This is a genomic window from uncultured Slackia sp. (assembly GCF_959608125.1).
Lineage (GTDB): Bacteria > Actinomycetota > Coriobacteriia > Coriobacteriales > Eggerthellaceae > Slackia.
The window spans coordinates 83883-109082 of sequence record NZ_CAUHPG010000001.1; the positions used below are offsets into that span (position 1 = coordinate 83883).

Annotated in this window: 22 protein-coding genes; 6 read left to right on the top strand and 16 right to left on the bottom strand. The window is 62.2% G+C overall.

The features are described 5' to 3' along the window. Positions 1-29 precede the first annotated feature (29 nt). Both pheT and pheS read right to left on the bottom strand, forming a co-directional pair. Positions 30-2462 carry a phenylalanine--tRNA ligase subunit beta gene (gene pheT / locus Q6E04_RS00385; RefSeq protein ID WP_303248864.1) on the bottom strand — a complete coding sequence of 811 codons (2433 nt, stop codon included), beginning with the start codon at positions 2460-2462 and terminating at the stop codon, positions 30-32. Between the two features lie 23 nt (positions 2463-2485). Next, positions 2486-3568, bottom strand: coding sequence for a phenylalanine--tRNA ligase subunit alpha (gene pheS, locus Q6E04_RS00390; protein ID WP_303248865.1), 1083 nt, complete (start codon positions 3566-3568; stop codon positions 2486-2488). A gap of 639 nt (positions 3569-4207) precedes the next feature. Here pheS and Q6E04_RS00395 point away from each other — a divergent pair. Together Q6E04_RS00395 and Q6E04_RS00400 are read left to right on the top strand one after the other, a co-directional pair. Next, positions 4208-4783: a hypothetical protein gene (locus Q6E04_RS00395; RefSeq protein ID WP_303248866.1), complete on the top strand. Its 576-nt coding sequence runs from the start codon at positions 4208-4210 to the stop codon at positions 4781-4783. Further along, the gene (locus Q6E04_RS00400) at positions 4784-5362 is read left to right on the top strand and encodes an NUDIX hydrolase (RefSeq protein ID WP_303248867.1); all 579 of its coding nucleotides are present in this window, start codon (positions 4784-4786) and stop codon (positions 5360-5362) included. Positions 5363-5455: 93 nt separating this feature from the next. Here Q6E04_RS00400 and rpmE read toward each other — a convergent pair whose 3' ends face one another. After that, positions 5456-5899, bottom strand: coding sequence for a 50S ribosomal protein L31 (rpmE, locus tag Q6E04_RS00405; protein ID WP_303248868.1), 444 nt, complete (start codon positions 5897-5899; stop codon positions 5456-5458). A gap of 275 nt (positions 5900-6174) precedes the next feature. Between rpmE and Q6E04_RS00410 the strand changes: the two genes are divergently transcribed. Together Q6E04_RS00410 and Q6E04_RS00415 are read left to right on the top strand one after the other, a co-directional pair. Further along, entirely contained in the window at positions 6175-6393 is a 219-nt protein-coding gene (locus tag Q6E04_RS00410; RefSeq protein WP_303248869.1) for an acyl carrier protein, read from the top strand. A gap of 171 nt (positions 6394-6564) precedes the next feature. Then, positions 6565-7737, top strand: coding sequence for an NADP-dependent malic enzyme (locus Q6E04_RS00415; RefSeq protein ID WP_303248870.1), 1173 nt, complete (start codon positions 6565-6567; stop codon positions 7735-7737). Positions 7738-7833: 96 nt separating this feature from the next. Here Q6E04_RS00415 and mscL read toward each other — a convergent pair whose 3' ends face one another. The 7 genes from mscL to Q6E04_RS00450 form a co-directional block, all read right to left on the bottom strand. After that, positions 7834-8259: a large conductance mechanosensitive channel protein MscL gene (gene mscL / locus Q6E04_RS00420; RefSeq protein WP_303248871.1), complete on the bottom strand. Its 426-nt coding sequence runs from the start codon at positions 8257-8259 to the stop codon at positions 7834-7836. Between the two features lie 160 nt (positions 8260-8419). Further along, complete coding sequence (locus Q6E04_RS00425; RefSeq protein ID WP_303248872.1) at positions 8420-9775, bottom strand: DHA2 family efflux MFS transporter permease subunit; 1356 nt, start codon at positions 9773-9775, stop codon at positions 8420-8422. Between the two features lie 345 nt (positions 9776-10120). Beyond that, positions 10121-12586, bottom strand: a complete 2466-nt coding sequence (gene rho / locus Q6E04_RS00430; protein ID WP_303248873.1) for a transcription termination factor Rho — start codon at positions 12584-12586, stop codon at positions 10121-10123. Continuing rightward, positions 12583-13263, bottom strand: coding sequence for a fructose-6-phosphate aldolase (gene fsa / locus Q6E04_RS00435; protein ID WP_123197809.1), 681 nt, complete (start codon positions 13261-13263; stop codon positions 12583-12585). The genes rho and fsa overlap by 4 nt, the downstream gene beginning before the upstream one ends. A 245-nt stretch (positions 13264-13508) precedes the next feature. Then, entirely contained in the window at positions 13509-14708 is a 1200-nt protein-coding gene (locus Q6E04_RS00440; RefSeq protein WP_303248874.1) for a MalY/PatB family protein, read from the bottom strand. 11 nt (positions 14709-14719) lie between these two features. Continuing rightward, positions 14720-15688 (bottom strand): acetyl esterase, encoded by a 969-nt coding sequence (gene aes, locus Q6E04_RS00445; protein ID WP_303248875.1) that lies wholly within the window; start codon positions 15686-15688, stop codon positions 14720-14722. 133 nt (positions 15689-15821) lie between these two features. Then, positions 15822-17120, bottom strand: a complete 1299-nt coding sequence (locus Q6E04_RS00450) for a nitrate/nitrite transporter (RefSeq protein WP_303248876.1) — start codon at positions 17118-17120, stop codon at positions 15822-15824. A gap of 305 nt (positions 17121-17425) precedes the next feature. On the opposite strand from Q6E04_RS00450, the gene Q6E04_RS00455 reads away from it, so the two are divergent. Next, positions 17426-18868: a helix-turn-helix transcriptional regulator gene (locus Q6E04_RS00455; RefSeq protein ID WP_303248877.1), complete on the top strand. Its 1443-nt coding sequence runs from the start codon at positions 17426-17428 to the stop codon at positions 18866-18868. Positions 18869-18975: 107 nt separating this feature from the next. Here Q6E04_RS00455 and Q6E04_RS00460 read toward each other — a convergent pair whose 3' ends face one another. Beyond that, the gene (locus tag Q6E04_RS00460) at positions 18976-19401 is read right to left on the bottom strand and encodes a peptidylprolyl isomerase (protein ID WP_303248878.1); all 426 of its coding nucleotides are present in this window, start codon (positions 19399-19401) and stop codon (positions 18976-18978) included. A gap of 120 nt (positions 19402-19521) precedes the next feature. Further along, positions 19522-20016 carry a PaaI family thioesterase gene (locus tag Q6E04_RS00465; RefSeq protein ID WP_303248879.1) on the bottom strand — a complete coding sequence of 165 codons (495 nt, stop codon included), beginning with the start codon at positions 20014-20016 and terminating at the stop codon, positions 19522-19524. Between the two features lie 211 nt (positions 20017-20227). On the opposite strand from Q6E04_RS00465, the gene Q6E04_RS00470 reads away from it, so the two are divergent. Further along, the gene (locus tag Q6E04_RS00470) at positions 20228-20797 is read left to right on the top strand and encodes a hypothetical protein (RefSeq protein WP_303248880.1); all 570 of its coding nucleotides are present in this window, start codon (positions 20228-20230) and stop codon (positions 20795-20797) included. A 115-nt stretch (positions 20798-20912) separates the two neighbouring features. Here the strand turns inward: Q6E04_RS00470 and Q6E04_RS00475 are convergent, their stop codons facing one another. From Q6E04_RS00475 to gatB, 4 genes are all read right to left on the bottom strand, one after another. Beyond that, a complete protein-coding gene (locus tag Q6E04_RS00475) occupies positions 20913-22166 on the bottom strand; it encodes a serine/threonine-protein kinase (protein ID WP_303248881.1) in 1254 nt (417 codons plus the stop codon). A 101-nt stretch (positions 22167-22267) separates the two neighbouring features. Continuing rightward, complete coding sequence (locus tag Q6E04_RS00480; protein WP_303248882.1) at positions 22268-22696, bottom strand: XRE family transcriptional regulator; 429 nt, start codon at positions 22694-22696, stop codon at positions 22268-22270. Positions 22697-22845: 149 nt separating this feature from the next. Further along, a complete protein-coding gene (locus tag Q6E04_RS00485; RefSeq protein WP_303248883.1) occupies positions 22846-23340 on the bottom strand; it encodes a DUF5067 domain-containing protein in 495 nt (164 codons plus the stop codon). Positions 23341-23630: 290 nt separating this feature from the next. Then, entirely contained in the window at positions 23631-25199 is a 1569-nt protein-coding gene (gatB, locus tag Q6E04_RS00490; RefSeq protein WP_303248884.1) for an Asp-tRNA(Asn)/Glu-tRNA(Gln) amidotransferase subunit GatB, read from the bottom strand. Position 25200 lies beyond the last annotated feature (1 nt).

Consider the following 25200-nt stretch of genomic DNA (forward strand, 5'->3'; position numbering starts at 1 on the left):
ACCGTTATCGCCCGCGCCCCAGGCAAACGCTACCCGCGCACCTCGGCGCCCGTGGCCGCGCAAGTCTTTTTGACCAGGCGTTCATGGGCCTTGTCGACCTCTTCGCTGGTCAGCGTGCGATCGGCCGCGCGATACGTCAGCGAATAGGCCATGGACTTCTTGCCTGCGCCCACGCGCTCTTCATCGCGATAGACGTCGAACAGACGCACGTCCTCGAGCAGCTTGCCGCCTGCGGAGCTCATGCATTGCATCAGCTTCTCGTGCGTCACGGACTCGTCCACCACGAACGCGGCGTCGCGCTCGACCGCCGGGAACTGCGGCACATCGACGTAGTCGCGGGCGGGACGGCAGGTGCGCTCGAGAGCGGCCATGTCGAGCTCGAAGGCGACGACCGGCGCCGCCGCATCGAAGGCGGCCGCGGCGAGCGGGTGGATTTCGCCGATCCAACCGATCACGTCGCCGCCGGAAAGCATCTGAGCGGCGCGGCCGGGCTGCAGATGCGGAGCCTCGTCGGCGGGAAGGGCCTTGAAGCGCACCTTGGGCAGCGCCAGCTCGCGCGCGATGGACTCGAGCACGCCCTTGCCGTCGAAGAAATCGAAGGCGGCGGGAGCGTTATTCCACGCCGTATCGCCCATGGCGCCGGCGAGGACGCCCGCCAGCTTGCGGCGCTCCTTGGGCTTCTGAGAGCCCTCGTGTGCGGAGAACACCGTGCCCATCTCGTAGAGCTGGATGTTGGCCACGCCGCGGCTCTGGTTGTAGGCGACGCTGCGCAGCAGGCCGGGAGCGATCGTGCGGCGCATGCAGGACTGGTCGGCGTTCATCGGGTTGATCAGCTCGGCGGCCTCGCCCAGGCCCTCTTCGCTCATGCGCAGCTTCTCGACGTCGTCGGCGGCGGCGAACGAATAGGTCATGGTCTCGTTCATGCCGCACGCGGACAGGGCGGCATGCAGCTTGGCGTCGACGGCCTGGCGCTGCGTGCGCACGCCCAGACGGCCGCGGCCGGCGGGAAGCGTCGAGGGAATGCGGTCCATGCCGTACAGGCGCAGCACCTCTTCATACAGGTCGATTTCGCGCTCGAGGTCGGGACGAAACGTCGGAGCCTCGATGGCGAGCACGCCCTCGGCCTGCTCGGAGACGCCGCAGCCCAGACGCGTCAGGCAGTCGACGATGAAGTCGGCCGGAATGTCGGCGCCCATCATCTTCTGGAAGCGGTCGATGCGGAACGTCAATGCGCGCGATCCGTCGCTTTCGCCGGGCCACACATCCACGAGACCCTCGCACACCGTGCCGCCCGCGACCTCGGCGATCAGGCTCGCCGCGTAATCGGCGCGCGCATCGATGCCGTTGTCGTCGACGCGACGTTCGTAGCGCAGCGAGGACTCGCTGATCAAGCCCAGATTGCGGCTCGTGCGGCTCGTGCGGCCGGACTCGAACGCGGCCGTCTCGAGCAGGACGTTCACCGTGGCGTCGGTAACCTCGGAATCGAGGCCGCCCATGACGCCCGCGAGCGCCACCGCGCGCTTCGGCGTGGCGATGACGGTCATGTCGGACGTAAGCTCGCGCTCTTCGCCGTCGAGCGTGACGAGCTTCTCGCCGTCCTGCGCGGGACGCACCAGGATGCGTGCCTTGCCGTCTTCCAGGTCGAGCGTATCGAAGTCGAACGTATGCAGCGGCTGACCCAGCTCGAAGAGCACGTAGTTCGTCACGTCGACGATGTTGTTCACGGAACGCTGGCCGATGGCGGTCAGGCGCTCGACGAGCCACTCGGGGCTCGGGCCCACCTTGACGTCCCTGATCAGGCGCGCGGTGTAGCGCGGGCAGCGGTCGGCTTCGACGATTTCGACGCTCACCGCATCGGCCGTCTTATCGCCCGCCTCTTCCAGCTCGGCGGTCGGCTCGCACCAATCGCGGCCGTACATGGCGCCCACCTCGCGCGCGAAGCCCACCATGGACAGGCAGTCCGGGCGGTTGGGCGTGATCTCCAGGTCGAGCACCGTGTCGGTAAGACCCAGATAGTCGGCGATCGGCGTGCCCACGACGGCATCCTCGGGCAGGACCCAGATGCCTTCGTGCTCGGTGCCCAGACCGAGCTCGCGTTTAGAGCAGCACATGCCGCAGCTCGCCACGCCGCGCAGCTTGGATTTCTTGATCTTGAAATCGCCCGGCAGCACCGCGCCCACGGTGGCCACGGGAACCTTGATGCCCTGGGCGATGTTGGGAGCGCCGCACACGATCTGGATGGGCTCTTCGCCGCCCACGTTCACCGCGACCACATGCATATGGTCGCTATCGGGGTGCTCCTCGCACGTTTCGACATAGCCCACGACAACGCCGTCGAACGCGGCGCCGAGCGTTTCGACGCCCTCGACGCCCGTGCCCGTCAGATCCAGGCGGTCGCAGAATTCCTTGATATCACCGGGCACGTCCACGTAGTCGGACAGCCACTTCAGAGAAACCTTCATATCGTGATCTTTCCCTTCGAAACCTAGAACTGACGCAGGAAGCGCATATCACCTTCGAGCAGCATACGCAGGTCAGGCACGTTGTATTTCAGGCAGGCGATGCGCTCGACGCCCATGCCGAACGCGAAGCCGGAATACTTTTCGGGATCGATGCCCACGAAACCGTAGACGTTGGGGTCGACCATGCCGCAGCCCAAGATCTCGAGCCAGCCGGTGCCTTTGCACATGCGGCAACGCTCGCCGTTGTGCAGATGGCCCGTGCCGCCGCACACGCCGCAGCTGACGTCGGCTTCGGCGGAAGGCTCGGTGAACGGGAAGTAATGCGCGCGGAAACGCGTCTTGCGGTCCTCGCCGAACATCTGCTTGCAGAAGTACTCGAGCGTGCCCTTCAGGTCGCCGAAGGTGATGCCCTCATCGACGACCAGGCCCTCCACCTGATGGAACTGAGGAAGGTGGCTGGGGTCGGCCACGTCGCGGCGATACACCTTGCCGGGCGCGATGATGTAGATCGGCGGTTTCTGCTCTTCCATGGTGTGCACCTGCACGCCGGACGTCTGGGTGCGCAGCAGGACCTTCGACTCGCCGCGGACCGCCGCGTGGTCGCCCGAGCGGTCGACCATGTAGAAGGTGTCCTGCATGCCGCGGGACGGATGGTCTTCGGGAGCGTTGAGCGCCTGGAAGTTGTAGTAGTCGGTCTCGACCTCGGGACCCTGGGCCACCGAATAGCCCATGCCCAAGAAGATGTCGGAGATTTCATCGATGATGCCGCTGATCAGATGGCGCGTGCCCATCTGCTGCACGCGGCCGGGAAGCGTGATGTCGACGGCCTCGGCGTCCATCTTCGCCAGAAGCTCGGCCTGCGAGAGCTCGGCTTTGCGGGCCTCGAGCGCCGCCTCGACGGCGTTGCGCACCTCGTTGGCGGTCTTGCCCACCGTGGCGCGATCCTCGGGAGCGAGCTGTCCCATGCCGCGCAGATAGCCCGTCAGCGTGCCCTTCTTGCCCAGCACGCCGACGCGCACGCTCTCGAGCGCGGCCGTGTCGCCGGCCTGCGCGATCCGCTCGAGCGTCGCGGCCTTCAAATCGATAAGTTCGTCGATTATCGCCATGTCACCTTCGCCTTTCCTTCGAACGGGCCTTTGCCCGGGGTTCATATGCATCGTCGCCGGCGCATGGAGGCCGACAACGAAAAAAAGCCTTCTTTCATCCCGGCGCATCGATGATGCGCGTCCAAGGACGAAAGAAGGCTTTCGCGGTACCACCTTGGTTGACGGCCGCACGGCGCCGCGATCGATTTCCCGTGCGCCCCGATCGGGCACGTCGGAAGGAAAACGATCCCGCGCGCGGGCTGCCGCCCACTCGTTCGCTCTATAACGGGAGCACCCGGCAACGCCTACTGAGCATCCGTGCCGTCGCGCGGCATCGGGCGGCCCATGCCGTGCGATGCCGCAAGACCGCGCACCCCGCGTTCAGCCTTGCTGCTCGGAAGGGAATCGGTGAGCGCTTCGCCGGGCTCTTCCAGCCTAGGAGCCCTTCTCTGACGGCTACGCCTGCGCACCGCTGTCTTCGTCGACGCATTTCGTATCATAAAACGATACAGACCGCGATTATATCGCAAGTGCCCGCGCGTCACGAAGCGAATCGAACAGTCGGTACGGACTGCATCGAAAAAGCGCGATGATCAGGCGGCGCGGCGCGGAAAAGAAACACGCCGGCAAAGGAACGCGACGGGCCGAGCGCGACATTGTATGATGCAGGAAAGACCGCCATCCCATTCGACGGAAGGACCGACCGTGCAGCAGCCCACCGACCCGACCAAGCAGCAGAACGCGCCTCAAGAAGCGCCCGAACATCCGGAACCCGTGCCCTCGCAACCCGCGGCGCCGCAATCCGAACCGGTTTCGCAACAGCCCTCGCAGGCGCAACCCGAAGCGGCGTATCGGCAGCAGCCCGCCCGACCGGCACAGGAGATTCCCTACGCCCCCGCACCGCAGCAAAACCCTTACGAGCAGCAAGCCTATCGTCAACAGACAGCGTATCAGCAGCAGCCCTATCAGCAGGCGCCTTCACCCTACCCCGCCGCCTACCCGATGAGCGACTTCGACCGCACGCTGCGCATGGTCGCCTTCATCCTGAACATGGTCTCCCTGGCCGTGTCGGCCATCCTCATCATTCCCTTGGCATGGATGATTCCCATGTGCATCACGTCGTGGCGCATCTACAAAGGCACGCGCCCGAACACCACGGCCTTCGGCGTATGCACGCTCATCTTCGTATCGCTGTTCGGCGGCATCCTGCTGCTCATCTCGAAAAAGGACCGCTAAGTGGAAATCTACGAAGACATCGAGACGTACACGCCGTTCAACGAGCAGGAGGCGGTGGACAAGCGCACCATCTTGGCCGTCCTCGAAAGCGACGAAGCTTGCTTCGATCGCAGCGCCCAGGCGCATATGACCTGCTCGGTCTGGACCGTCGATGCGGCCATGGAGCAAACGCTTTTCGTCTATCACGACATCTACGATTCCTGGTCGTGGATCGGCGGCCATGCCGATGGCGAACACGACCTCGCCTCCGTGGCCCTGCGCGAACTCGAGGAAGAAACGGGCGTCGCAGGCGCACGGCTCGTGCCCTGCTGCGGAAGCGACATCCTTTCGCTGGAGACGCTCACCGTGGACGGCCACGAGAAACTCGGCGTCTACGTGAGCTCGCATCTGCACCTCAACGTGACCTATCTGGCCGTCGCCGACCCGGCCGAACCGCTGCGCTGCGCGCCAGGCGAAAACAGCGCCGTGGCTTGGATGCCGATGGATGAAGCACTGAAGCGATCGACCGAGCCGTGGATGCGCGACCGCATCTATCGCAAGATCGTCGCCAAGCTGGCCGCCGCACGGAGCGACGCATAGGCCGACGGCCTCTGTGCATCGCGAATCCATCCCGAAAAGCAAAAAGCCCGTCTCTTACGAGACGGGCTTTGCATTCACGCGATGTATGCGCCGTTACTCGGCAGCATTCTCCTCCGCGGGAGCCTCGGCGGCCTCGACGGCCTCTTCAGCAGGAGCGGCAGCCTCTTCGGCAGCAGCCTTGGCGGCAGCGGCCTCGGCCTTCTTGGCATACTCGGCAGCACGGGCGGCCTTCTCGGCGGCCTTGGCCTCGCGCTCGGCCTTCTTCTTGGCCTCGAGCTCGGCAGCGGCGGCAGCCTTGGCGGCCTTCTTGGCGGCCTCGCGCTCGGCGACGGCGGCGGAAGCGGAACCGAACTTGTCAGCGAAGCGCTGGACGCGTCCGCCGGTGTCGATCAGCTTCTGGGTGCCGGTGAAGAACGGATGACATGCGTTGCAGATGTCGATCTTCAGCTCGGGCTTGGTGGAGCGGGTAACGAAGGTGTTACCGCAGGTGCACTTGACGGTGCAGTCCATGTATTCGGGATGGATACCCTGCTTCATGTTGGTTTCTCCTTTTCAGGCGCCTTGGTTTCCGACCAAGACTAGACAGCCTTGGTATTCTATCACACACGGTTATACCGATGGAAGGATCGTTTATGGAGATTCGCCGATCGCGCAGCATTCATGCAGGCGGCGCGGCGCGGCGCACGCCGTCGTCCAAATGCACTAGAATACCGATATCGACGAGGGCCTGCGCAGACGCGGGCGCTCGTATCGCAGGCGCCCCATCCGCATGCGGGCGAAACGCGCTTCGCGCGACCGACGAAAGGACGGCCATGGCCACCATCGATACCATCAAAGACATCCTGAACGAAAAGCTCGACATCGATCCCGCCGACGTGACGGGCGAGTCCACCTTCGAGTCGCTCAACGTCGACTCCCTCGACATGGTCGAACTGGTCTGCGAGCTCGAGGACCGCTGCGACATCGACTTCGGCGAGCCCGAGGGCCTTACCACCATCGACGAGCTCGTCGCCTACGTCGACAGCCTCTAGACCGACCGAACCGCCGAAACGCCCGCCGATGTGCGGGCGTTTCGTATGCCCGGGCGTTCGTGCGCACGGGCGAACACGAGACAAGCACGGCTCGCGGCCGCGGACCCGCCGCCGCGTCAGCCGACGAACGACCGCGCATGCGGGCGGCGCCCCGTGCGAGAAAGGCACGCCATGGACACCAAGCAACACGCGCTCGAAGCGCACGAGAACTGGCACGGCAAGATCGAGGTGGTCAGCCGCGCTTCCATCGAAAACGCCGCCGACCTCGCCGTGGCCTACACCCCGGGCGTCGCGGAGCCGTGCCTTGCCATCGCCGACGACGTCGACCTGTCCTACACCTACACGCGACGCGGCAACCTGGTGGCCGTGGTCACCGACGGCAGCGCCGTGCTCGGCCTGGGCAACATCGGCCCCGAAGCCGGCATGCCGGTCATGGAGGGCAAGTGCGCCCTGTTCAAGGAGTTCGCCGACGTGGACGCGTTCCCCCTGTGCGTGCGCACGCAGGACGTCGACGAAATCGTACGCACCGTTTCGCTTCTCGCCGGCAGCTTCGGCGGCATCAACCTGGAAGACATCGCCGCGCCGCGCTGCTTCGAAATCGAGGCGAAGCTCAAGGAGTGCTGCGACATCCCGGTGTTCCACGACGACCAGCACGGCACGGCCGTGGTCACCAGCGCCGCACTGATCAACGCCTGCAAGCTCACCGGCCGTTCTTTCGAAGACACCCGCGTGGTGTTCTCGGGCGCGGGCGCCGCGGGCATCTCGATCGCGAAACTGCTGCTGCGCCTGGGCGTGCGCGATATCGTGATGTGCGACATCGACGGCATCCTATGCGAAGGCGATCCGTCGCTTAACGCCGCACATGCCGACATCGCCGCGCTCACCAACCCGCGTCGCCTGACCGGCGCGCTTTCCGACGCACTCGAAGGCGCGGACGCTTTCATCGGCGTCTCGGCGCCGCGCGTCATGTCGCGGGACATGGTGCGCCTCATGGCCGACGACCCGATCGTCTTCGCCATGGCGAACCCCGTGCCCGAAATCATGCCCGACGAGGCCATCGCGGCGGGCGCCGCCGTCGCCGCCACCGGCCGCTCCGACTTCCCCAACCAGATCAACAACGTTCTGGCCTTCCCCGGCATCTTCCGCGGAGCGCTCGACGTACGCGCCCACGACATCGACGATGACATGATGGTGGCTGCCGCACATGCCATCGCCGACCTGGTCGACGACGAGCATCGCCGTGCCGATTACATCATCCCCGACGCATTCGACCGCCGCGTCGTGCCCGCCGTGGCGCAGGCCGTAGCCGCCGCCGCGCGCGAGGCGGGTCTTGCGCGCGCCTAGCGCGAATTCAGCCGCACGCATGAGAAACGCCCGCTTCGAGCCGATGCTCGAGCGGGCATTTTCGTATATCCGAACGCCGGCGGCGAGACCCGACTCCTAAGCCTGCTGCTTCGCGGCGAGCAAATCGCGGATCTCGCGCAGATAATCCTCCGCGGAAGGCTCGGGCGCGGCGGCCTCTTCTTCGGTCTCCTTCCTGGACAGCGCCTCGGCGCGAGCGCGGGCCCCATTGGCGGCCTTCACCACGATGAACAGCACGAAGCCCGTGATGAGGAACGTGATGACCGAGCTGATCACGGCGCCGAACTTGAACGTCGACCCTGCGACCGTCACATCGAGGACCGACAGCATGCCCGCGAGGTCTCCCCCGCCCGACAGAAGACCGACCACCATGCCGATGAGCGGCGTGATCAAACCGTCGACCATTCCCGTAACGATCGCCGTGAACGCGCCGCCGATCACGACGCCGACGGCGAGGTCGAGCACATTTCCGCGCATGATGAATTCTTTGAACTCCTTGATCACAGCGATCCCCTTTCCTGCATAAGCGGCCCATCGCCGCATCCTGACGAGACGACACGACTCGCCGCATCGCAGGCAAAAGCATACCAAAGAGCACAGACGTCGTTCAGAGGCGGCCGATGCGGACGATACGCGAAGGCGGCGGACACCGTCGGGGCGATTCCTAGCGGATACGAATCGCGATGCAGATGAACGCGCCTACCGCGAACGCGGCGGAAAGCCCGAACGCCGCATGGAACCCGGCGCTTCCCGCGAGCGCCGCCCCTTCCACGCAAAACACCATCATGGCCGTGCCGATAGACGCACAGGTCTGACGCACCGCCGTGGCGAACGCACTGCCATCGGCGATGCGCTTGCCGGCAAGGCCCTTCAAGCTCCATGAACTGAGCGGTCCCACCAAACCGGAAACGCCTAACGCGCGCACGCCCTGCATCACGCACACCAGCCACAACGGCGTGGTTTCGTCGCACAGCACCATCGAAAGCGCGCCAACGCTCAAAAGCACGCCGGAAACCAGCGCAACGGGACGTATGCCCGCTTTATCCGTCAGAAGACCTGCCAAGGGATTGACGATGAGCGCCGCCACCGTGCCGGGCAAAAGCACCATGCCCGCCTCCATGGGCGTTCCGCCGCACAGATTCTCGATATACAACGGCACCAAGAGCGTGATCCCCATAAACGATGCGAACAGCAGGCACTGCGCGACGAAACCCGCGCGAAAACCCGCGTCGGCGAAAATCCCCATATCGATCAAAGGGTCGGCAATGCGGCGCTGCCGTATGACGAACCACACGAGAGCCGATGCGCCCACCAGAATCGGAGCCCATACGAAAGGATGGGAAAACGGCACCGAAGACGCCTCGGAACAGCCGACGAGCATGCCGCCGAATGCCACCGTGGAAAGGACGAACGAAAGAAAATCGAGAGGCGTGCGACGCGAGGCGTCGTCGCGGCGTTCGATGAACAGCAGGCAGAACAGCAGAACAGCGCACGAGAGCACGGATAGCAGCACGAAAAAGCTTCGCCACCCCGTCGAATCGACCATTGCGCCGCCGATCGTAGGGCCGATATTCGGCGCGAACCCCATCGCCACGCCGGCGATCCCCATCGCCGTGGCCTTGCGCCCGTCGGGGAAATGCGTCATCGCGACAGTCTGCAGCACGGGCAACAACATGCCGGCCGCAGCGGCCTGCATCACGCGGCCGACGAACAGCGACACGAATCCCCCGGCGCATGCGCATACCACAGACCCCGCCGCGAACAACGCGACCGAACCTGCGGAAAGGTCCTTCAAGCGAAAGCGTCCCATGAAATATGCCGAAAGGGGAACCACCGCGCCGAGGACGAACATGTACGCCGTGGTAAGGGACTGGCCCAGGCCCGTTGAGATTCCGAACTCCGCGCACACCGTGACGAGCATGGCATTGAGGCCCGTTTGCGAGAGATTGCCCAAAGCCGATCCCAGGACCACGACGCCGAATATCGCGTAAACCCAGCTTTTTCCATTCCTTATCAACATGCCGCCCCCTAGAATGCGCGCGAAAAGGGGCTGTCGGGCACGCTCCGGCGGACGGCAGCCCTCTTTCGTATCGAAGAACCATCCCATCATAACGCCGCAAAAAAGCGGGCGGTTCGATTCCGTCCCATTCGCGCCACACTTCCAAGCGATCGGGGCAGAAAAGATACGGAAAACGAACATCGAAGCGAAACCGGCGGCGAAACGCGCTTTCGCATGAAGGCGACGGCAGGCCGTAGCCGACGAACGCCACGGCATGAAAAAGCCGCCCCGAGGGCGAACCCCGGGACGGCCCGGTCTGCACGGGATAGGCCGCGCAGACATGCGGATCGGCATTTTCACGCGTCGTTAGAACTCGATGTTCTCCGAATCGCGATTGCCCTGCGCCTTCTTCGCCGTGCGAAGAAGGAACTCGTTGTTGTCGTTGGTCTGCTTCAGAGACTTGATCAGCATATCCATCGCACGTTCGGTGCTGTTCATGTTCGACAGGATGCGGCGCACCGCCCAGATGAGCGGGGCCTCCTGGGGATCGAGCAGCAGGTCCTCGCGACGCGTGCCCGACGCCACCGGGTCGATGGCGGGGAAAACGCGACGGTCGGCAAGCGATCGGTCGAGCTTGAGCTCCATATTGCCCGTGCCCTTGAATTCCTCGAAGATGACCTCGTCCATCTTCGAACCCGTCTCGATCAGGGCAGAAGCCAGGATGGTGAGGCTGCCGCCGCCTTCGATGTTGCGCGCCGCACCCAGAAAGCGCTTCGGCGGATAAAGGGCCGTGGAATCGACGCCGCCCGACAGGATTCGTCCGCTCGCGGGCTGGGCGAGGTTGTAGGCGCGTGCAAGGCGCGTCAGGCTGTCGAGCAGCACTACGACGTCTTCACCGCGTTCCACCAGGCGCTTCGCGCGCTCGATCACCAGCTCGGACACTGCGATGTGGTTTTCGGTAGGCATATCGAAGGTCGAGGCGATCACCTCGCCCTTGATGGAGCGCTGCATGTCGGTGACCTCTTCGGGTCGTTCGTCGACAAGCAGGCACATCAAGTGCACCTCGGGGTTGTTCGCCGTGATCGCGGCCGCGATATCTTTGAGAACCGTGGTCTTGCCGGCCTTCGGAGGACTGACGATCAGGCCGCGCTGGCCCTTGCCGATCGGCGAGACCAAGTCGATGACGCGCGCCGTGATGGTCGACTTGCCATGCTCCATGGTCAGGCATTCATCCGGGAACACCGGGGTCAGATCGCCGAACTTCACGCGCGGCGCCTGAGCGTCGGCCGAATCGCCGTTGACGAAACCGACCTGGTGCAGCGCAGCGTATTTCTCGTTCGGACGCGCAGGACGCGTCTGGCCTTTGACGTAATCGCCTTTACGAAGACCGTTGCGACGGATGGTGGAAAGGCCCACATACACGTCGTTCTCGCTGGGCAGATAGCCCTTCGTGCGAAGGAATCCATAGCCATCGGGCATGATGTCGAGCACGCCTTCGACCTCGATAAAGCCCTCGGCGCGTACGGACGCCTCGAAGACCTTCTCGACGAGCTCCGCCTTCTTCAGGCCTGCGACATCAAGCTCGAGCTCGGCAGCCTTTTCGCGCAATTCGGCCACCTTGAGCTTTGCCAGATCCTCCATCGTGGTTTTGGGCATGACAGGCTCGCGGTCATGACCGCGACGCTGCCTGCGATGATCGTTGCGGTCGGCGTTGCGGTCGTTACGATCATAACGGTCGTTTCGGTCGCGGTTCTGATTCTGACGGTCCTGACGGCGCTCGCCGTTCTGCTTGCCTTGACGGTCCTGACGGCGCTCGCCGCGGTCGTTGCGCTCGTTTTGCGCCTGACGACGCTCACGCTGCTTGGATTCGTAGCGGTCCTGCTTCTCGCGCTTCGCCCTCTTGCCTTCAGAAGCCTCGCCTTCCTGGTCGCGATGCTCGTTTGCCTGCCGCGCCTGAACTTCTTGAGCCTCGGGCGCGTCCTGGCGCTCGGGCTCGACGGCGCTTTCTTGGGATTTCTCCTCCTGCTCGGCAGGCTTGGCCTTCGCGGGGCGTCCGGGACGGCGACGCGCAGGCTTTTCCTGAGCGGCATCGTCGTCGGAAACGACGGATGCAGGCTCGGCGGCGCGCTCGTCGGCGGCACGGGCCTCTTCGATGCGCGAAGCCTCCACCGCAGCACGCAGCATAGTGGAACGACCGGGTCGCTTGCGTACGACCGGCTTTTCTTCGGTTCGAACGGGTTTCGCGGATTCGGATTGGTCGGATACGGCGCTCCGGGCGGAATCGGAGCCTGCGACGGCGGAAGTCTTCTCCGCGGCGCTTCCCTCGGATGCGGTCTGGTCGACCGTCGGCTTCGACGTGCGTCGACGACGCGGGTTCACGGGGGCTGCGGCGCGCTTCGGCGTCGCGGCCTCGTCGGGTTCGACCGTGCGCTGCGCGGAATCGGCCTGCGACTCGAGCGCCTCGGGCGCTGCGGAAGCGGCAGGGGCTGTTTCGGCGGGAGCGGCGGCCGTTTTGCGAGAAGATGCCCGCTTCGTCGCACGTGCGGGCTTGGCCTTGGGTTTCGCCTCGGATGCAGCATCGGCATCCTGGGCGGCGCGGCGCGTACGACGGCGCGGCGCGGGCTTCTCGGGCGCTTCGCCCGATGCTGCAGATTCGTCGGATCCGTCTGTAGCGCGGGAGTCGGAATCGGCCTGCGGCTCGACGGGGTTCTTACGCGGACGGCCCGGGCGCCTTTTCGCAGGCGCGGGCGCGGCTGCCGCGGCAGGCTCCTCGAACAAAGGAGCCTGCTGCGCGACAGGGGCCTCCGGCGGTGTTATTTCGTCGGAGATCATGCGTTAGCAACCTTTTCCCAGTCCTTGAGGAACGACTCGAGGCCGCGGTCGGTCAGGGGATGCTGAACCATTTTCTTCAGCACGCCGAACGGCACGGTGGCGATGTCCGCGCCCATCAGAGCGGACTGCGTGACATGATTGGCGCTGCGGATAGAAGCGGCGATGATCTCGACCTGCTCGCCGTTGACCGTGTTTTCGGAATAGTCGTAGTTGCCGATGGCGGTCACGACGTCGCCGAGCTGGGACAGACCGTCTTCGGAGATGTCGTCGAAACGACCGACGAACGGAGAGATATAGCGGGCGCCGGCGCGGGCGGCGAGGATGGCCTGGGGCACGGAGAAGCACAACGTCATGTTCACGCGGATGCCCTCGTCGGCCAGGGCGCGGCATGCAGCGAGGCCCTCGACCATCGTCGGGATCTTCACGACGACATTCGGCGCGATCTTGGCCAGCTCGCGGCCGTCGCGGATAATCTCATCGCGGGTCATGGCGACGCTCTCGGCGCTCACCGGACCGTCGACGATCTCGCAGATGCGAGCGATATGGTTGTGGAAATCGTCGAGCTTGCCGCCGATGCGCGAATAGAGCGTGGGATTGGTGGTCACGCCGGCAAGGGCGCCCCAGCTAGCCGCCTCTTTGATTTCGTCCAGATCGGCGGTATCCAGAAAGAACTTCACTTTTCCTCCTCTAAACAGGAATCGCCCTCGTTCCGCAGAGGGCATATGACACGTAGGGAAACGCGACGCTGCGGTCGCACGCGATATCAGAATGTAGCGATGGGATTCGAATGAACGAATGGGGCGATAATACCACGAAGAAAGCGAAGTGCGCACGTCTTGAGCGAAAAAGCCTTCGCGCGGCCCCGCGCGGACGCGCAAGGAAAAAAGGCGGCCGCTCCGAGCGGCCGCCGCCATGAAAAGCGCTATGCGAAACGCGGGTCGCGAGCGGCCGCTTCTATGAAACGGTCGCATGCCCTTTCGAGGACCCTGCGCGGACACGCCAGATTCCACCTCTCGAAGCCGGCGCCGCCGCAGCCGAAGATCTTGCCTTCGTCGAATGCGATCCTCGCTTCGTCCTGCGCGAAACGCTCGAGGGAATCGGCGTCGTCGAAGTAGGCGCGCCAATCGGTCCAGGACAGATAAGTCCCTTCCAGAGGCGACCAGTTCATTTCGGGGAATGCCTCCCCCAAACGAGTTTTGACATAAGCGTCGTTGCCGCGGATGTAGACGATAAGCTCATCGAGCCAGTCCTCGCACTCCCCGTATGCCGCCATCAGGGCTGCGCGGGCGAAGTTGCTCGGCCCGTTGATGACGACGCAGGCCATCTTCTCGTTGAACGTCCTGCGCAATTTCTCGTCGCAAATCCAGATGTTCGAATTCATAAGACCCGCCTGATTGAAGGTCTTGGAAGGGGCCGTGCAGACGATGGCGTTGCCGCGAAGCTCATCGGAAAGCGTCATGACGCTGGTGAGCGGGCGATCGCCCATGATCAAATCGCCGTGTATCTCGTCCGAAACCAAGATCACATCATGCCTCTTGCAGATTTCGGCCACCCGGCGCACCTCTTCGGAAGTCCATACGCGCCCCACGGGATTATGGGGATTGCAGAACAGCATCATGCGCACGTCTTCTCCCGACGCTGCGGCCTCGAGGCCTTCGAAATCGATGGAGTAAGCGAGCCGCCCGTCCGAGTCGAGGCCTTCGACCAGCGGGTTGTTCACCACGCGGCGACCGTGCGCTTCGATGCCTGCGCGGAACGGGTAATACACCGGCTCCTGTATGATCACGCCCTCGCCTTCGCGCACGAAGACCATGATCGCAGCGCAAAGAGCCTGCACTACGCCTTGGGCGGGAACGAGCCAATCCTGCTCGGCGACCCATCCCTGGCGGCGGGCATACCAGTCGCGGCATGCCTCGAAATAAGGCTCGTCGGCATTCTGGTATCCGAAAACTCCGCGATCGACCACGTCGCGAAGCGCGCGGCGCACCGCAGGAGGCGCCACGAACTCCATGTCGGCGACGGAAAGCGGGACGACATCCTCGAGCTCCCCTTCGGCCTTTACGTTCACCCACTTCGACGCGCCGGTACCGCGACGGTCGACCAAGGTCTCGAAATCATACATGGCAAGCCTCCTTACGCGCGACGGGCCTTCCAGAATTCGGCGCTGTGCTCGATGCATTCGTTCGCCGCGTCGAGCATGCGCGTATGATGGATGAAGGCGTGCAGCACGCCGTCGAAAACCTCATGGCGGTATTTCACGCCGTTGTTCTCGAGAATGGCGGCCAAGCAGGCGCTGTCGTCGCGCAGGGGATCGAGCCCCGCCGCTGCCACATAACACGGCGGCATCGAGGTTTTCAGGTCATTGCTCAGCATGTCGAAATACGGACTCTTCAGCTGGTTTTCCATATCGTCGAGATACAACCCCATATAGAACATGTAGTCTTCGCGGCGCATACCGTCGATTTCGTTGCCGAACAGGCGGAAAGATATCGAATCGGTCAGGCCGAAGGCGCCATAGTACAGCATGAGGCAGCTGATGAAGGAATTGTCCCCTTCTTCGTCGCGCAGCCAAAGATTGGACGAGAGGCTCAGGAAGGCGCCGCCGGAGTCGCCCGCGAGGGCGATGTCGTCGCCGTCGATGCCCAGCTCCGCCCCGTGCTCATGCAGATACTGCGCTACAAGGGCGCATTCTTCGATATTGGTGGGGAACTTGGATTCGGGCGACAGGTGGTAGTCGACGCTTGCCACGCAAGCTCCGGTCTTCTCGGCCAAAACGCGGCACGCGCGATCGTGGGTGTCGATATTGCCCAGGATGAAACCGCCTCCGTGGATGAATTCGACGACAGGCAAGACATCGGCCTCGACGGGATAGTACAGGCGGACCGAGAACGGACCCATCGGCCCTTCGACGACGATTTCCTCGGTCTTGGCCATAGAGGGTCCCCCCTCGTTCCAGAACACGCGCTCCTTGATGTAGTTCTCGCGCGTCTTCTCGAGGCCGACCGACGTGTCGAATGCATTCTCGACCAATTCGTTCTGCTTTTCGACCACGGCTTTCATCTGGTCGTTCATCAGCTTCATGACGTCGAGCTTATTCTCCATGATGCGTTTTCCTTTCCTTCGATCGAAAACCCGTCGTTTTCTATGATGCTACGAGCGAAGCGCGTCGAAAGCGGCCTTCGGATATCGTTTTCGAAACGGCACCCGAAGGCCCGGACGACGCAAGCGACGCTTCTTATCGATTCTCTTCGGAGCCTGCGTTCTTACGCTCGTTGCGCCTGGAGACGCGTATGGTCAAGAACGCGAACACCATGATGAGGACGCAGCATGCGATCATGATCATGAAGATGGTGTTGAACGCGTCCGCGCCCTGAGCATCGATCATGGAGCCGAACCACGTATGGATGAACGCGTCGGGCAGAAGACCGATAACCGAAACGAGTCCGACGCCCGCGCCGAACAGATGCGGCGGAATGTGGGTTTCGGCGAGCTGGCCGGAAGAAATGCCGTACAGACCATTGGTGACGAAGGCCATCAGGCAGACCAGGACGGCGACCACGATGATCATCGACGGCGTGCGCGGCATGACGATCAGCGCGACCAGACACGCGATTGCGCCGAGCGTGCCGACGAGGATGACCTTCGACGGCGATTTCGCGATCTTCGAGAACCAGCCGAACACCGGGGCGGAAATGATGGACACGCCGAAGGAGCGGATGGTGCCGATCAGGCTCACGACGGCCACGGGCGCGGCCAGGCAAGCGGTCATGAACGGCGTAGTGAACGTGGTTCCGATATAGACGAAGTAGATGAAGAACATCGTCAGCGCGGCGCACCACACGCCGGGATTCTTCAATGCCTCGGCGGCCTCATGCAGGCTGAACGCGCTCTTGGAATCGCGCTTGATTTCGCCCTCGAACTTCGGAATGAAGATAAACGATGCCACGCCGCATGCAGCGATGACCACGGCGGATACGATCAAGACCACCTGCACGGCCTGGGTCGCATCGATGATGCTCGACACGATCGCCGTCTGGATCAAGCTCAAAACCAGGCCGACCGCGCCGTAAATGCCGTAGGACATGCCGATCTTCTGGGGATATTCCTCTTCGCTGCAGATCAGTCGGACGAGCTTATAGCGCGTGCCCCACCAGATGAGGATGGAGAACACGGCGTAACCCACGAACACTCCCATCAGGACCGTATACGAAGGCATGAGCGCGTACACCAGCGTCAAAGCAGCCACGCCCGCATATCCTATCCAGGAAAGCGTGCGCACGCGCACTTTGTCGGCGATGATGCCGGACGGCAGGTAGAAGACGAGCGCGGCGATGCCGTAAACGGTCACGAGCGTGCCGAGCTGCTCGTTGGTACAACCGAGCGCCTGCATCAGCGGGTCGTAGAACACCATCTTCAGGTAAATCGGACCGTACAGAACCGACGACCCCATACTGACGAGAATCAGCAGGAGCCATCGACGCGCTTTCGACAGGTCGGTGTATTTCTTCTCCCCTGCCGCGATCGAATTCGTCATGGAAATCCCCTTTCCCTTGAAACATGCATCGTCTCGCATCCTCCCCGGACTCTCTGCTTCGTCGCGGATGCGAAACATGCATTCATCATGGGAACCCTCCATCGCGAATGCATCCTCAAACCTTCATTAATCGACCGGGAAAAGGACGCGATAGAGGTACTCATGCATACATAATGATTTATTAATGATGCCTCTGGTAAGGCCTTTTGCTAAAATCGCGCAGCACTGCCGCGTCGACCCGGAGCGAAGGTACGCGGCGATAGGATTTCGAATCGCCACACGGATCGACGACCAGGAGGGTAGCCATGAAGCTTTCCGAACACGCCCTCGCGGCCAAAGCGGCCCGCATTCCCGACATGCCGTATCTCGGCGTGTCGCTGCTTCTTGCGTGGCATTACTGCCTCTGGTTCGTTCCCAGCTCGACCGCTTCTTTGGGCCTTCTTTCGGACCAGGTGACGAAAACGTGGCTCGTCACGCTCGCCTGCACGGGCGTATTCGCTCTCGCAGGAGCCGCCCTGGCCGGCCGTATGAAATTCGCCATGGGAAAAACGGCGGCAGCAGCAGCCGTCGTCATGGCCGCAACCACGCTTATCTTCTGCTTCGCGGCCCCGGCATGCCCCGACCCCGGCCCGCTATGCCTCGTTTCGGGCGTGGCGTTCGGCATTTCGAACGCAGTGCTCATCCTCGCCTGGGCCGAGCGATACACCGCCATTCGCGCCTCATTCTCCATGAAAACGGTGGAGCTGTCGTTCGCCGGAGCGTTGTTCGCATCCATGCTGTCGACCTTCTTCACGCCGTCCTTCGTCTCCGCGACCATAACGGCGCTGCTTCCGCTCGCATCGTTCGCCGTCTATCGACGCAACGAAAAGGAAGTGGAGGGGAAAGAAGCGCCCGTGCCCCTGCCTCGGGAAAGCAGGGCCTCCATGATGCGCTGCGTCAAGACGCTCTGCGTTACGACCGTGCTTCTCGAATTCATGCTTTCGTTCGTATGCGGCATCACTCCCCACGAACTTCGCGGAATAGGCCAAGACGGCACGCTCTTGCCCTGGAATACGGCCGTCGGCATCATCATCATCGGATCGGCGCTTCTTGCAGCCGCATCGCGCAGCAAACGAGCCGATGTCTACGCGCTGATTCCCTTCCTCGTCGCATTCGGCATCGTCGCGCTTTGCCTCTCCGTTCAAGGAGCGGCGCTCTGTTCGCTTGCCGCCTTCGCCATCTGCATCGGAACGTGCATGATGCTCGAGGTGCTTCTCATGGCCTTTTTCGGCACGCTCGCCTCGAAGGGCTATCTCGCCTCGGCGCTCTCGTTCGCGCTCGCCATGGGCTTGCCGCGTCTCAGCACGGCGCTCGGCGACGGATGCGGCATCGCATTGCGCGAAACCTGGCAGGACGGGATCGGCTTGGTCTCGACGGTCTGCCTCGCCTTCGTCTGCGTGCTCGCCTTCCTCCTCATCGCCATCCTTCACCAGGAACGGACCATCGCATTCTTGACAAGCGACGCGCCTCAGGCCGACGACACCGAAAAGGTCTGCGAATCGGCCGCTCAGGACTTCGGACTTTCGCCCCGCGAAACGGAGATTCTCAAGCTCATCGCACGCGGCCACGCCGTCGACGCCGTGGCGAAAAAGCTCGTCGTGTCGCCCTATACCGTGCAGACCCACATACAGCATATCTATCGCAAGATGCAGGTGCACAAACGAAGCGAGCTGATGGACTATCTGAACCTCCGTCGCGACGAAGACTGACGCACGCCCTCGCGAAACCGGATCCGTCGCAGAAAAAAACGGGGCGAATCCGCGAAGGATCCGCCCCGTCTATTCCGAACCGTCGCTCGGCTGAAGTTTTGCTAACGTTATTCGGCGATTTCAACCAGTTCGATTTCGAACGTGAGGTCTTTGCCCGCAAGCTCGTGATTCATGTCGAACACGGCGTTTTCCGCATCGACGGAAACGACCTTCGCGGGGAAGGGGCCCATGGGACCCTGGAAATACACGGTCTGGCCCACAGGCAGCTGAGCCGCATTCGGAATCTGGGAAACCGGAACGGTCTGAACGGCCTGAGGATTGTACTCGCCGTAGGCATCCTTCGCGGGAATGGTGACGGTTTTCTTCTCTCCGAGGGCCATGTCCTTCACGGCGGCGTCGAAGCCGGGGATCATCTGGCCCGCGCAGCAGGTGAACTCGAGCGGCTCGCCGCGATCGTAGCTGGAATCGAACTGGGTGCCGTCGGCCAGCGTGCCGCGATAGTGGGCCTTGACCTTCTTGCCTTCGTTGCTCATTGAGCGTCCTTTCAAAACGGATAGTGATTCTGCGTATGATACCCGTTCGTGCGGCCTTCGGCGGCGGCGTGCGGGAAATGCGCACAGACGTCGATGACGACGAACGGGAACCGGTCGATGTTAGCCGATGAACTTCGGCGGAAGCGAGTCGATTCCCGCCCTGCGCGCGGCCATCGAAATAGTCTGGATTCGCGGCGACACCAGGAATTTCGAAGTGGCGTGGGCCAGAATGCGTCCCTGCTCGTCCTTGACGACGGCCTCGCTCAGGCACAGAGTGCTTCCGTACTTGATCGCATGCCCTTCGGTGACGATAAGGCCCTCGTGCACCGAACGCAGGTCGGATACGTTCAAATCGATCGTCGTGAAACCCGTGTCTTCATCCATGCCGCAATACAGGCACCAATACGATGCGTTGTCCATCATGGCCGCATACGCGCCCCCGTGAATGCCGCCGAATGCGTTGAGCAGATCGGGCGTCACCATGACCTCGGTTCGGCAATAGTCGACGCCGAGGTCGACGAGCTTCACGCCAAGCAAGCCGAGAAACGGACTGTTGTCGGCGAGACGCTTCACCTGTTCGAGATGAGCGGGGTTAAGACGCCTGTTGGATTGCATGCCATTGCTCCTTTCACGACGCGCCGATGCGAAACGCGGACGCGTCGGCGAACAGAAGACCTATTCTACCCCTCCATGCGGAAAGGAGCGTCTTTTTCGCGCCTTCCCCGCAGGCGCACGCTTCGCTTTATGCGACGCGCACGATACAATGACGCCTGGGGAGGAACCGCGTCGAACGCGGCCGACATCAATCCACCGAGGAGGAATATCTATGAAAACGAAACGCCTGTTCTCGATGCTGCTTGCAGCGTCGGCGCTGGCCTGCGGCCTTATGCTGACGGCATGCTCTTCCGGGCCAGGACCCGAAGACGCGATCAAGACGGAGGTCGCTTCGCAATTCGACGCGATCAAGAATCTCGACCAAGAATCGATCGACCAGCTCGCCTCCGACATTTCCGCCAACAACGACCTCGAGGCGTATGGCATCGACGGCGTAGCCTATGTGACGTCCATGCTCACCGGGTTCGACTATGAAATCAAAGACGTCGTCGTCGACGAAAGCGGAGAAAACGCCTCTGCGACGGTCGCCATCACCTGCAAATCGTTCTCCGATGCGGGCGAGCGCGCAACCGCGCTTTCCGAGGAATTCGCCTCCAGCGGCGAAATGATGGATATGACCATGGACGAAATGAACAAGAAAATCGGTTCGATCATGGTGCAGGCAATGGACGAGACCGCCACGAAAACGACCGATTGCACCTTCGAATACTCCTTGGTCGATGGAACGTGGACGCCCAAAGACGGCACCGACCAGCAGGTATACGCCGCGTTTTTCGCCTAGGAAGACGATTGCCGCTTCTTCAGGGGGCCGCTCATGCGGCCCCTTTTTCATGCTCGAAGGAGTCATGTGCGCAAGCACGCATAGGCCCTCGGGCGACAAGTCATCGGGCCGCATCTTAGGAAACGGCGGCCATGACCAATGCCACGACCACGAAGCTCGAAAAGAAATACGCCGCGAAAACCGCCGCCTGGCGCAGAAGGGAAACGCGCGGCAAACGCGGATACGCTCGATACAGCCTTCGTTTGTCAAACACCACATAGGCCCCCAAAGCGACATTCGACGCGGCGAAACCCACATATTCGACGACCCTGAACCACAACGGATACGACGCATCGGCTTGATTGGGGAAAAAGGCGGCCCAAACGCATCCGACGAACAGCACTCCTGCGGCGATGGTGACCAATGCGTTCCACGCGATGCACAACGGCACGGGGATACGTTCGGCCGCAGAGCGAACGGCGGCGCGCAACGAAACAGGCCGTCCCGCATGCGGTTTTCGCCCGCGAGCAGACGGGGTTCGCCCCGTATCATCCGCCGATACCGATACGATGCCGCCGAAACCGCAGGTCGCAACAGCTCGACAGAATGCGACGCGCAGCGTGCGCGCATCGGCGAAACGACGGGACGGATCGAACTCCGTCGCCTTAAGCAGAACCGCACGCACGGGTTCGGGAATACGGGAGTCGTGGAAACCGTTTTCACGAGATCCAGAATCGGGATCGCACCCCGTCAGGCAGAAATACAGCAGCATGCCGAGCGCATACACGTCGCTTCGAACCGTAGTCTGGCCGAAACCGAACTGCTCGGGAGGCGCATAAGCACGTGTGCCGAAATGCCGCGTATCGTTATGGGCGCCATCGCGGTAAAGCCGCGCGATTCCTAAATCGATAATCGTCAAAGAATCCCTCGAAATCACGATGTTCGACGGCTTGAGATCACGATGGATGATGGGGGCATCGAGGCTTTCATGCAATTCGGAAGCCGCGTCGCAAAGCCATGGAAACACATCGGCCGCAAGCTCCATGGACGCGCCGCAGCGCGCTACCGCATCCCGCAGCGTCTCTCCCTGCACATACTCCATAATCACGACGTCGTCTTCGCCCGTCGTATAGCAGTCGACGATGCGCGGAATAAAACGGAAACGGCATCCGTTTCGCTGCGCTTCGCGAATACGTACATACGCCGACCCCATCCCTGAGTCGCGCTTGATGTACTTGCGTACGTACGGACCCCGTTCGGACCCGTCCTCGTCTACGAACATCACGCGTTGGGTGGTTTCGCACGAACCTTCCTTCAGCACCGCATCGACGCGATATCGCGCATCGCGTTGCAGGGAGTCGAGATATTCTTCCAATTCATCGGTTTTCATAAGGGCTATGCTACCAAAAAAGAGACGGGCGACTCGACGCCCGTCTTCCCATCCCCGCCGAAGCTGTCGCACATTCGGCGGATATGGCGATATGCATCGACTTAAGTCGGCTGACAGAGAGTCTGCTCGCAAAGACGATACAGCTCTTCGTCGGTTCTGCGCAGCGAATAGCCCCTATCGAGGCAGAAAATGATAATGGCGTCGCGGCGGTTTTTGCAGTACAGGTCGCTCACGCCGGCGATGCGTAACAGCCTATTGGCTTCGCGTAAATCGAGATGCATGGCAAATGCGATTTGGAGCACTTTGTCACGCGAGGGATTGCGTTGCCCGACGAAGATCTGGTAGCCGAATGTCTCGTTGAGGCCCGCTTCGCGAATAACATCGATGCGAGCCAGCCCTTTGCTTTCAAGGAGCTCGTTGAGATATTCCGACAGCCCTTTCTCGGCGATGCGATGCTTGCGCGCGAACTGCGCGGGATCGGGCGATACGAGCAGCTCTTCAAGCAGCTCTTCGGTCAACGGCTCTTCCACGCGGCGCCTTCTCCTTTTCCGTCGGGGTTTTTCGCCATTCATTATAAACGCCTCCCCCCGACGAAAAGAAACGAAGCCTCCGAACCGGAGCAAGCATACGGACCGAAGGCATCGAACAAAGCGCGCTCAAACAACGTCATCGGCCGATGCTAAGCAAGGGTGAACACCTGCTCTGCGAGCAACGTGTCGTCGAAGGAAATCAGTTCGGAAACCTCGACAGTCACATCGGACTGGTCCTCGATAAGGTACGCCATCTGGTACGTCGTCCCCGCGCCAGGCTTGACCTCGGCCATGTAGCCGTCATTGTCGATATTGCCCGATACGATGGCCGTCTCGAGCTGCACGCCGTTCTGGAACGCCTTCGCCATGAGGGCGACGGCAGCGCTCGTCGCCTCATCCGAATTGTTCGCCCACGTATACGTCACCACGACGGCAGGCTTACCTTGGTAGTCAGTGGTCTGGCTCAAAGCGTCGATGCTCACCGTGTAATCAGACTCGGCTGCCTTCTCTTCAGCAGGCGTAGCGGCAGCAGGCTCAGAGGCATCCTGCGCGGGCTCCTGCGTGCCCTCGCTCGAGCAGGCGACAAGCGGCATGGAGGATACCAGCGCGCATGCGGTCACGAAAGCGATGATCGGTTTCTTCATATTCGTCTCTCCTTCAATCGAGGTGCAACAAGGGAATCCGCAGGTTTTCAACCTCCCTTTCGGACCCATCATAAAAAAGAGCTTCGTGTAAAACATTAGCTACCAGCTAATGACGGAACGAGCGGCGATTATTCGAATCGCGCATTAAATTAATGCAAAACACCAGTTAAAACACCATATCAAACGCCTCAATCCCTCACTACTGTCCCGATTTAGGAAAAGAGAAAAGGGTGCCGACCGAAGTCGACACCCTTCGAAAAGGAATCCTTATACTCGGGCGAGCGGCTCAACTAGCCGAGCTTTTTCGCCAGAATCTGATTGATCATCTTCGGGTTGCCCTGGCCGCGCATCTGCTTCATGCACTGGCCGACGAAGAAGCCGATCAGCTTGGTCTCGCCCTCTTTGTAGCGAGCGGCCTCGTCGGGATGGGCGGCGATGACCTCGTCGACCACAGCTTCGATCGCGCCCGTGTCGCTGACCTGCTTCATGCCGCGCTCTTCCACGATGACCGCGGGATCTTTATCCTCGTCGACGATGGCGGCGAAGACCTCCTTGGCCTGTTTGGACGAAATAGCGTCGCTCGCCGTGAGCTTCACCAGTTCGACCGCACGGACGGGAGTCAACGCCGAAGCTTCCAAGTCGAACGACTCATCGGCATTCATGCGCGCCGTGATGTCGTTGATCACCAAGTTGGCCAGCGGCTTGGCAAGCTTCACGTCGCCGGCGGCCTCCATGGCCGCTTCGAAGAACGTCGACGTCACGCGATGCTCCACCAGGTGACGAGCGTCATAGGCCGACAGGCCGAACTCGGCTTCGAAGCGTTTGGCCTTCTGGTCGGGCAACTCGGGAAGGCGCGAACGCACGTTGTCGATGAACTCATCGGACAAATCGAACGGCGCCATGTCGGGTTCAGGGCACAGACGATAGTCGTCGGCGGTCTCTTTGACGCGCATCACGATGGTGCGTTTCGCGGAGGGGTCCCAGTGACGCGTTTCCTGATAAATCGTGCCGCCCTCTTCAAGAACCTGGGCCTGGCGGCAAATCTCGTACGCGAGGCCGTCATGCAGGTTCTTGAAGCTGTTCATATTCTTCAGCTCGGTCTTGGTGCCGAACTTCGTCTCGCCGCGGCGGCGCAGGCTGATATTGCCGTCGCAGCGCAGGCTGCCTTCTTCCATCGAGCAGTCGGAGATGCCGATGGCAAGATAGACCTGACGCAGCTTCTGCATGAACAGGCGCGCCTCTTCGGGCGTGCGCAGCTCGGGCTCGGTGACCAGCTCGATCAGCGGGGTGCCGGCGCGGTTGTAATCGACCAGGCTGTGCGTGGCGCCGGCGATGCGTCCCTCGCCGCCGCCGATATGCACCATCTTGCCTGCGTCCTCTTCCATATGGATACGCGTGATGCCGACGTGCGCCACATAGCCGTCTTCGGTACGGGTGACGTTGCCGCGGCTTTCGCCCGGCTCAAGGCCGTCCAGATCGGCGCGCTCTTTGGCGCCCGGGCCGTCCACATCCAGGTCGAGATGGCCGCGCATGCAAAACGCGATCGGCCCCTGGGTGGTCTGGAAGTTCTTCGACATGTCGGGGTACATGTAGTTCTTGCGGTAGAACATGGAATGCTTCTCGATGTCGCAGTTGGTGGCCAGGCCGGCCAGTACGATCGACTCGATGGCGGCCTTGTTCGGCACGGGCAGGGCTCCCGGCAGGCCCAGGCATACGGGGCACGTGTGCGTATTGGGCTCGGCGCCGAACTCAAGCTTGCAACCGCAGAACATCTTCGTGTTCAGCGTGGTCAGCTCGGCATGGACCTCCAGGCCGATCACGGCCTCCCAATCCTGCAGTACTTCTTCGAGGGTTTTCATG